7 protein-coding genes are annotated in these 9,469 nt (G+C 38.0%); 1 reads left to right on the forward strand and 6 read right to left on the reverse strand.

What is annotated here, in order from left to right; all coding sequences use genetic code 11:
• Positions 1-324: 324 nt before the first annotated feature.
• The 3 genes from ACILQF_RS06910 to ACILQF_RS06920 all read right to left on the reverse strand — a co-directional run bounded on the left by ACILQF_RS06910 (position 325) and on the right by ACILQF_RS06920 (position 3,945).
• Positions 325-2,157 carry a TonB family protein gene (locus ACILQF_RS06910; RefSeq protein ID WP_395626686.1) on the reverse strand — a complete coding sequence of 611 codons (1,833 nt, stop codon included), beginning with the start codon at positions 2,155-2,157 and terminating at the stop codon, positions 325-327.
• Positions 2,158-2,159: 2 nt separating this feature from the next.
• Complete coding sequence (locus tag ACILQF_RS06915) at positions 2,160-2,531, reverse strand: BlaI/MecI/CopY family transcriptional regulator (protein ID WP_395626687.1); 372 nt, start codon at positions 2,529-2,531, stop codon at positions 2,160-2,162.
• Positions 2,532-3,120: 589 nt separating this feature from the next.
• Positions 3,121-3,945 carry a DUF1080 domain-containing protein gene (locus tag ACILQF_RS06920; RefSeq protein ID WP_395626688.1) on the reverse strand — a complete coding sequence of 275 codons (825 nt, stop codon included), beginning with the start codon at positions 3,943-3,945 and terminating at the stop codon, positions 3,121-3,123.
• A 197-nt stretch (positions 3,946-4,142) separates the two neighbouring features.
• Between ACILQF_RS06920 and ACILQF_RS06925 the strand changes: the two genes are divergently transcribed.
• Complete coding sequence (locus ACILQF_RS06925) at positions 4,143-4,520, forward strand: DCC1-like thiol-disulfide oxidoreductase family protein (RefSeq protein WP_395626689.1); 378 nt, start codon at positions 4,143-4,145, stop codon at positions 4,518-4,520.
• Positions 4,521-4,654: 134 nt separating this feature from the next.
• Here the strand turns inward: ACILQF_RS06925 and ACILQF_RS06930 are convergent, their stop codons facing one another.
• The 3 genes from ACILQF_RS06930 to ACILQF_RS06940 are packed head-to-tail and all read right to left on the reverse strand — an operon-like array spanning position 4,655 to position 9,282.
• The gene (locus tag ACILQF_RS06930) at positions 4,655-6,289 is read right to left on the reverse strand and encodes a TldD/PmbA family protein (RefSeq protein ID WP_395626690.1); all 1,635 of its coding nucleotides are present in this window, start codon (positions 6,287-6,289) and stop codon (positions 4,655-4,657) included.
• Positions 6,290-6,327: 38 nt separating this feature from the next.
• The gene (locus ACILQF_RS06935) at positions 6,328-7,644 is read right to left on the reverse strand and encodes a TldD/PmbA family protein (protein ID WP_395626691.1); all 1,317 of its coding nucleotides are present in this window, start codon (positions 7,642-7,644) and stop codon (positions 6,328-6,330) included.
• 3 nt (positions 7,645-7,647) lie between these two features.
• The gene (locus ACILQF_RS06940; protein WP_395626692.1) at positions 7,648-9,282 is read right to left on the reverse strand and encodes a TldD/PmbA family protein; all 1,635 of its coding nucleotides are present in this window, start codon (positions 9,280-9,282) and stop codon (positions 7,648-7,650) included.
• Positions 9,283-9,469: the final 187 nt, after the last annotated feature.

A 9,469-nucleotide genomic window follows, 5' to 3' on the forward strand; every position in this document is an offset into this window, starting at 1 on the left:
CTTTTTTACTAAACGACAGCAATGTTTACATGATTTAGTTGCTGGTACGCTGGTGGTGAAGGATAGGTTGATTTGATTGTTGGTTGTCAGTTGTAAGTTGACGGTTATCAGTTGAGAGTTGTCGGTTATCAGTTGAGAGTTATCGGTTATCAGTTGAGAGTTATCAGTTGAGAGTTGTCAGTTGAGAGTTATCGGTTACCAGTTGACCGTTTTCAGTTATTAGATATTATTTGAGAATAAATATCTTGCAAAATAAACAAATATGAGCTGGCGCCTTGGATGACCAATTTACACCAACTCATAATTTAAAAAATACTTTCCGACCTAATTGGTCTTTTCTCCGCTAGGTTTAGGGGCAAGCTGGAAAGAAATTGGTAAGGTAAAAGCTACATTAACAGGTTTTCCTTTAATCATTCCAGTTGTCCATTTCGGACTTTCTTTTAGGACCCTGATAGCCTCTTCATCTGCACCACTACCAATGCCTCTTAAAACCCTTACATCTGTGATATCACCGCTTTTTAAGATAGTGAAGCTTACTATTACTCTTCCCGTAACATTATTTTTTCTTGCTTCTTCTGGATATTTAAGATTGGATTGAAGATATTCAGCCCAAGCTTTCATCCCACCTACGAATGATGGAGCATTATCCACATCGCCAAAGTCTACTACTGGTGTTGGAGGTGTTGGAGGTGTTGGAGGGGATTTAACCACTGGTGTTGGAGGTGTTGGAGGTGTTGGAGGTGTTGGAGGGGATTTAACCACTGGTGTTGGAGGTGTTGGTGGGGATTTAACCACATCCTTGTCTGTGTTTTTTTCTTTACCATAAGCTACAACATACATTGTTTGAATTAAATGGGTTTTCCCAGTTTTTCCGAAATCCGGTAGGGGAACAAGCTTGGACTCCATTCCTGATAATTGAAATGCAATTGCCATTGAATACTCATCGTCTTTAGCCTCCACAGACTCCTTGAAAAGATCGAAAGAGCGGAGTACTTCCAAATCGATATCGTTTTGTAAACTTGTAGTTATTTTGACATTTGAGATTTTTCCGCTCTGTACTTTGAAAGATACGATCGCATAACCCATGATATTATTTTCTCTAGCGGAACTAGGATAACGAAGGTTTTTTTGTAGATGCTTCCAAAGGGTGCTGAAATCATTTTTTTGCAAATCTTGAATAGAATTGCTTGAGTTCGGCTTTTCATCGGCAAGGGATGATTTAATTTCTGTTATTTCTTTTGTATTCTTTACAGAATCTTTTGCCATTATATCTTTTGAGACCAATGGCAAAAATATCTCCTCGGCCTTCGCCAATAACTCTGTTTTCTGTTTTGCCACGCTTGCAGCAGAGAAAATTAACATAAGGGCAAAAAGCGGTGCAGAAAGACCATATTTTAATAGGCCTGTTTTGCTTGATTTAGTTTTGTTAAGCATCTTTATTCTTCTTTTTAAAATTGAATTGTTAAAAAAGTTATTAGTTAGGTTGTTGGGATTAATTCCCAAAGCATTATTAAATAATAGCATAGCATATTGTGATTTACATTCCATGCTTTTAACGGCCTCTTCATCAGCAATAAATTCATGGATTTGCATAATTTCTTTTTTATATAGGAAACTAATTGGATTGTACCAATTAATAATGCTTGAGATTTCTGCCAAAATGATATCTAAAGAATGGAGTTCACGAATATGTACTCTTTCATGATTGATGATAGTATCAGAATCAGGTAGACTTTTGTCGACAATGAGTTTATTGAAAAATGAAAATGCCGAACCCTTTTCTACTTTAAGCTTTGATTTGAGCTTAAAAAGTCTGAAGATGAATCTTAAAAAGAAAAACACTAAACCAGTTAGATAAATAGATAAAATTAAATCTGATATAGCCCAAGTTTTTGATTTTTCAATTTCCTCAACCACAATGGTTTCGAACATGAAATTTGTAGGGATTAGGGCTTTTTCTCTAATTGTATTCGTTAAAAACAAATCATTAAACCAAGGAGAGTTTATGAAAGGGATGGTAAATGATAAGATTATGCTCGCATTTAGAAATATCCTATTTTGTTTAAAGTAGGTTTCATTTCTTAAAAGTACCATATAAAATCCCATGGATAGGATCAAATACAAGTTTGTCTGTAAAAGATAATTCAGGATATTCATAACTATTTGTTTTTGAGTTTTTCAATCAGTTTTAGTATCTCATCAGCCTCTTTTAGATTAAGTTTTTTCTCTTTTACAAAGAATGAAAACATGTTCTCGACTGAGTTTTCGAAATAACCACTTAGAAGTTTTTCTGTAGCAAAGCTTTTATACTCCTCAATGCTAATAAGAGGGAAGTAGCGATGGCTTTTTCCGAATGCTTCATGATCTATAAATCCTTTAGATTCTAGAATACGTATAATCGTGGATACCGTATTATATGCAGGTTTGGGCTCAGGTAGCAAATCAACTACATCTTTTACGAAAGCTTTTTCAAGATCCCATAAAGCCTGCATGATCTGCTCTTCTGCTTTAGTTAATTCTTTAATTTCCATAATCCTTTTTTAATTAACAACAATTAATAATACCTAGTTCGAACGGGTAAATCAAATCTAAAACTAATTTATTAGTTAATCAACTAAATATTTAGTTTTCAATAAATATATTTTATAAGTTACTGAAAATCAGTTTATTAATTTAATTAATGTTGAATTAAAATAAGGAGCAAAGAGTAAAGACAAAAAATCTATAATCAGAACATTAGTATTTCAGATGTCGTTAGCCTGACAACTGATAACAGACAACTCATTTCCTGTCTTCAAGAAATGGCTTTTAGAACCTAGCTTCGAGAACCTCAGCCACCGACCAGGAAGCAGATGTCGCTAGCCTAACCACCTAATTGGAGCAAAGAATAAGGAGCAAAGAGTAAGGACGAAAAATCTTTAACCAGTAAACTAGTCTCTCAGATGTCGTTTGCCTAACCAACTAACCAACTAACCAACTAATAACTAACCAACTAAAAGACTAAAGACAAAAGATCTCTAATCAGCGCACTAGTATTTCAGATGTTGTTAGCCTGACAACCGCCAACTGACAACTGATAACGGATAACCCCCAACGGTCAACTGATAACCGCCATCCCCCTTACTTCTCCAACACCTTCTCCAGCACCTTTTTTAATTTAGCTGGATCATTCATATATTTTTTCAAGTCAAATAGTTCTACTTTTCTGAATTCTACGGGGTGGCTTTCACTTTGGAGTGAGATATAACCTTCTTTGAGCGCTTGGCCATCTATTTTAAGGGATGCATTGAAATTAGCTACATTGCCACCCCCAATTTGAGGTTTAGTATACTCAAATACAGTTTTTCCTTCCAAACGATGTTGAATTAGAGAATCGCCAAGAACTACAATTTCAGCTCTTACCCACTGATCGCCATGATATGTTTTGGAAGTAGAATTAACACAATGAGGCGTAAATAATTTCCCATTTAAAAAAACATTGGTCCCAGGCGTACATAAATTTAAGGTGGTCCTTTCAGATTTTCCATCACCACCTAAAAATTGTGTCTCCAAGGAAATTGGGAAATCCTGATTAAGCTCCATGCTTTCAGGAGATTGCCCATGCAGCATGGCACCACTATTTCTGAACGCCCAACCTGGTCCGCCGGGAATTTGATCTCCAGTGAAACGGTATTCCACCACTAGAACATAAGCCGAAAAAGGGTTTTTATAAAATATATGTCCGTAACGCTCATTCCACTCTTTATAACCATCATAGGAGACCTTCATTACTTGATCTTCCACCCGAAAAGTATTTTGATAATTTTCATTTAGTGGATGGCCATTGATTTTAACTTTCCAGTCTTTGAGATCTTTACCGTTAAAAAGACTGATCCAGCCCTTCGTTTGAGCAGTACAGGTTGTGCTTAAAACCAATAAGCAGAGTGTGAGGTATTTTGTGAACATAGAATCAAATTTGAGATTCTAAGATAGGAATAATAATGAAAAATTGACGTAGGGACAGGTCGCGACATGTCCATGTAACGCGCGATACGTATATGATTTCGCAAGGACAGGTCGCGACCTATCCCCGCGACGCGTATTTAATTTCCATCATATATCAAAATGATAATCTTAAATTTGTAAATCATTAAAGGCTATTTATGCAGATAAGCAAGTTGAAAGTTTTTGTGGATGCCTGGTGCCCGATGTGTACGAAATTTGGCAAAAGCATAGTGAAATTGGATGTTCTCAATCTTATTAGCACTGAAGATATTAGAACATCTGAAGTTCCTAGTCAGGAGTTTAGGAATAAAGGTCTTAAGGCGATAGCATCCATTAAAAACAATGGTAAAATATATTTTGGTTTTGATTCAATTCTTCAAATATCCATACGCATTCCTGCTTTTTGGCTATTTGTTCCGGCGCTTTACATACTTAAATTCACTAGAATAGGTAGTTTTTTATATTCTGAATTGGCCATGAAGCGGACGATTATTCCCTTGCATTGCGATCAGGATTGTGATGCGGAGAAAACCTGAGCTTTTCGTAAATTAAATCGACATTAAAGCTTTAAAGGTAAATGCTAGTGATTTTGTTTGCCTTAATACATCTTTTTTAAAAAATAAAATACCGGCAATTTTCAAGAAAAAGCCGGTATTTTATGGATTACAAATTATATCTTCTTTCCCGTATTAATCACATTTACCCCTTTGAAGAGGGCAGTGGCACATCCATGGGAAACGGCGCTTACCTGGCTCGGCTGACCCTTTCCATCGAAAAAGGATCCACCAAGTCGGTAATCTTTTTCATCACAAATTGCGGAGCAAGAGTTCCAAAATTCTTGGGTGTTTGATTGATAGGCCACATCTTTAAGTAAACCACCAATTTTACCATCCTTCACCTCAAAACATAATTGTCCGCTAAACTGGAAATTGTACCGTTGTTGATCAATCGAGTAGGAGTTCCGTCCGAAAATATAAATTCCTTTTTCTACGTTCTTTACCATTTCGTTTGCGCTAAGCGGAGTTTTCCCTGGCTTCAATGAAACATTTGGCATACGCTGAAATTGAACCTTATCCCAACTGTCGGCATAGCAGCAACCTTGAGACTCTGGGAGACCGAGGATATGTGCCTGATCACGGGTGGCTTGATAATTTACCAAAATACCATCTTTGATGATATCCCAGTTTTTACATTTTACACCCTCGTCATCGTATCCTACAGCTGCTAAAGAGCCTTCCTCAGTCTTATCGGCCTCAAAATTGACAATCTTGCTACCAAAATTGAATTTCTTACTCTCCCATTTATCCAATGTTAGGAAGCTTGTTCCTGCATAATTTGCCTCATATCCCAATACACGATCGAGCTCAGAAGGGTGCCCTACCGACTCATGTATAGTGAGAAATAAATTCGTTGGGTCAATAATCAGGTCATATTTTCCGGGCTCAACAGGCTTTGATCTCAGCTTTTCATCTACATGTCGAGTTGCCGTAACGGCATCCTCAAGCATATTATAGCGATTTTTGTAAATGGTAAAAGGACCATTAATTTCTTCTTCCTTCTTCGGATTTAGATATTCATAACCCATACCCATTGGAGAGCTCAAGGAGTTTCGAGTTTCAAATTTCCCGGATTTCGAATCAATTTTTGTTACCGTAAATGTTGGCCAAAGTCGGTGGATGTCTTGATCAATATATGACCCCTCGGTAGAAGCAAAATACTTCTGCTCATTCACTAAAAATAGTGATGAATTAACAAAGTTCGCTCCACCTTTAAGGGCGGCATCATTTACGGCAAGCAATAATTCAGTTTTTTCCTTGATGGGAATTTCGAAGGCATTCTTTTCAAAAGGAGTTTTCCAGCTAACTTCACCATACCCTTGTTGAGGGGCTAATTTAACGGGTTGACTTAATAATTTCGAGTTAACCTTTGCAATTTGCACTGCCGAAGCGGCTGCGCGCGCAATGTTATCTTCGGTAAGATTATCAATGGCCGCAAAGCCCCAGCTTCCATTAGCTATCACGCGAATTCCCATACCATAAGATTCGGTATTACTAATGTTTTCCACTCGATTTTCGCGGGTACTTAAAGACTGATTCAAATACCTGCCAATGCGTACATCTGCATAACTGGCACCCTTTGAACGGGCGGCATTTAATGCAATGTCGGCTAGCTTCTTCTTCAGATTAACATCAATTGGCATCAAAGCTTCTTCAATGGCAATTTCACGTCCTAAAACCGGAACGGATTGCAGCATGGAAGCGCCAATGCCAATTCCTGAAACATATAAAAAATCTCTTCTTCTCATAGCGATAATTAATTAATTTAAGATTAAATTATTATTACTTATACCGCATCAGAAAGTGAAGAGAATGTAAAATCCCTAATTTTCATTGGTGGCACGATCATGCTGCCGCTACGTTGTGGTTTTCCTAGGGCTTCCACATTGTTGAGCATGATTATCGGACTTTCATTGAATCTGAAGTTTTTAACTGGGTACATAATTTTTCCGTTCTCAATGTAGAAAGTACCGTCACGTGTAAGTCCCGTAAGTAATAAAGTTTGCGGATCTACACTTCTGATGTACCAAAAACGGGTTACTAAAATCCCTCTTTCAGTACTTTTTATCAAGTCTTCAAGAGATGCTGTTCCACCTTCCATGATTACTCTATTTGCACCCGGTACTGGCTTTACATTTTTTTGCTGAGCCCAATATCTGGAGTAGCTTAAGTTTTTTACCACGCCTTTTTCTACCCATGTAACTTTTTCTTGTGGGATACCATCACTATTCCAAGTTGGGGAAGGAAGATCAACATTAAAAGGGTCTGAGTAGATTGTTACTTGTTCATTAAATAATTGCTCACCTAAACGTGTACCACCACCTTTTTTACTCATGAAGCTTCTTCCTTCCTCGGCACTTCGAGCATCGAAGCCACGAACCATATTGGAAAGCATATCGGCAGCAGCTAGAGGCTCTAAAATTACAGTGTATTTTCCTGGTTCTAGTGCTTTTGCACCTGCAGATCCTATTGCTTTTTGTGCAGCTACTTTTGTTAGAGCAAGCGTATCAAGTTTTGTGATATCATTAAATGTTTCGCTTACATAACCTGAGCCAGTTCCCGCCTGATTACGAGTAGTTACCGAGAAGGCAACATCAGTATCTGTATTATAGGCAAAAAGCCCTTTAGAGTTCATTATAGCCCTAAAAGTTGTCGAGTTTTCAAGAAAGCCCGCTGCTTCAAGATTCGACGCTTTTGCAATTTCCAAACTTTTTCTTACAGCTTCTGCGCGAATATCAGGATTCACAGCTGCCGTTGTTTTATTGTAGGTGATTGATTCTGGGAATGTTTTTGGTCCTTCTATAGAAACATACTCCGGATTTGGAGGGGCCAACTGGGCGAGTTCTTCAGACCTTCTAACTACTTTTTCTAGGGATGCATCATCAAACTCATTGATGGTTGCAGAGCCTGTTTTTTTGCCAAAAGTGGAACTAATTGCTAGTCCCATAGTGCTAATATCGCCCGCCGTTGAAACGGCATTTCTCGCATAGCGGATATTTCCGCCTTCGGTACCTGTCAGACTAACTTCACATTCGTCTGCTTTTGAAAAACTCAAAGCTTTTTTTAGAATTGCTTGAGCTTCTGCTTTACTTATTATGCCCATATCTTAAATTTTTCTTGCTGTATTAATAACATTAACTCCATTAAATCTAGTTGTTGAACTTCCGTGCGAAACGGCATTCGACTGTCCTGGTTGCCCTTTACCGTCGTTAAAAGCACCACCTAAGCGATAATCGCGTTTATCGCAAATAGCGCCTACGGAATTCCAAAACTCCTGGGTATTGGATTGATAAGCCACATCCTTAAGCATTCCAACAATCTTACCATCCTTGATTTCATAGAACATTTGTCCGCCGAACTGGAAGTTATACCGCTGCTGGTCAATCGAGAATGATCCATCTCCAATGATGTAAATTCCCTTTTCAACATCTTTTATCATGTCGTCAACGCTTAACTCCTCTTCTCCAGGTTGTAAGGATATGTTTGGCATACGCTGAAACTGCACATCTGCCCAGCTTTGAGCATAGGAGCAACCTTGTGATTCTTTTAAACCGATCATGTGTGCCTGATCACGCGTTGCTTGGAAGTTTACAAGGATTCCATCTTTAACGATATCCCATTTTTTACATTCAACACCTTCATCGTCATAGCCTACAGCCCCTAAAGAGGTCTTTTCGGTCTTGTCGGCAGTAACATTTACCAATTTATTGCCAAAATTGAAGTTTTTAGAATTTAAGCGATCAAGGTTTAAAAAGCTCGTTCCAGCATAATTAGCTTCATATCCAAGAACACGATCGAGTTCTGTAGGGTGCCCTACCGATTCATGAATGGTAAGCCAAAGGTGTGATGGGTCAAGAACCATGTCGTATTTGCCTGGTTCAACAGACTTAGACTTCATTTTCTGGTCTACATTGGCCGTTGCAGATTTAATATCTTCAAGTATATCATAACGGTCTTTATAGCGTGTTACCACTCCTTTAACCTTACTGCTTTCTTGTGGGTCGAGGTATTCATAGCCCATACCCATGGGGGTACTTAGAGATCTAATCGTATCGAATTTTCCACTACTACGATCAATTTTAGTTACCTGAAAATTCGGATAGATACGGTGTATATCTTGATCGATATAGGAGCCATCCGTAGAGGCAAAATACTTTTGTTCATTTACCGCAAAAATTACAGAGTTAACAAAACTTGCTCCACCTTCCATTGCAAGTGCATTTGTAGCTAGTAAAAGATCAACTTTCTCCTTTACGGGCACCTCAAAAGCATTTTTCTCGATGGGCGATTTCCAGCTTACCTCACCATAACCTCTTTGAGGGGCTAACTGAACAGCTTCGCCTTGTATTTTAGCATTAGCCTTCGCTACAGCAACAGCTCTTTCGGCGGCCTTTGCAATATCCTCCTTACTTACATTGTTAGTAGAGGCAAAACCCCAGCAGCCATTAGCGATAACACGCACACCAACACCATAGGATTCTGTGTTTGATACGCCCTGCACACTTTTTTCGCGTGTAGCTACAAATTGATTAAGATAGCGACCAATTCGAACATCTGCATAACTTGCTCCCTTAGCTTTTGCAGCATTTAGAGCTACATCGGCCAATTCTTTTTTAATTCTTACATCAACCACATTCAATGCTTCCATTGGATCGATTGGCTTACCGAAAAGCGATAAGTTTGGTAGCATTAATGCCCCCGCACCTAGTCCGCTTAGGTAGAGAAATTCACTTCTTTTCAATATGTTATCCTCCTTTAATTTGGTTATTTATATAAAAAATTCTTTTTAGATTTTAATTCATTTCTAAAATTGATTTAAGATAATTTTACTTCAAGCCATAGATATAGGCAACAAAATAAGAATAAAATATAAAACCAGAAAGGATTTATACGGTCTTCGTAACTTTGATGAGCAATTTTTTCTTCTT

This window comes from Daejeonella sp. (assembly GCF_044232565.1).
Taxonomy (GTDB): domain Bacteria; phylum Bacteroidota; class Bacteroidia; order Sphingobacteriales; family Sphingobacteriaceae; genus Daejeonella.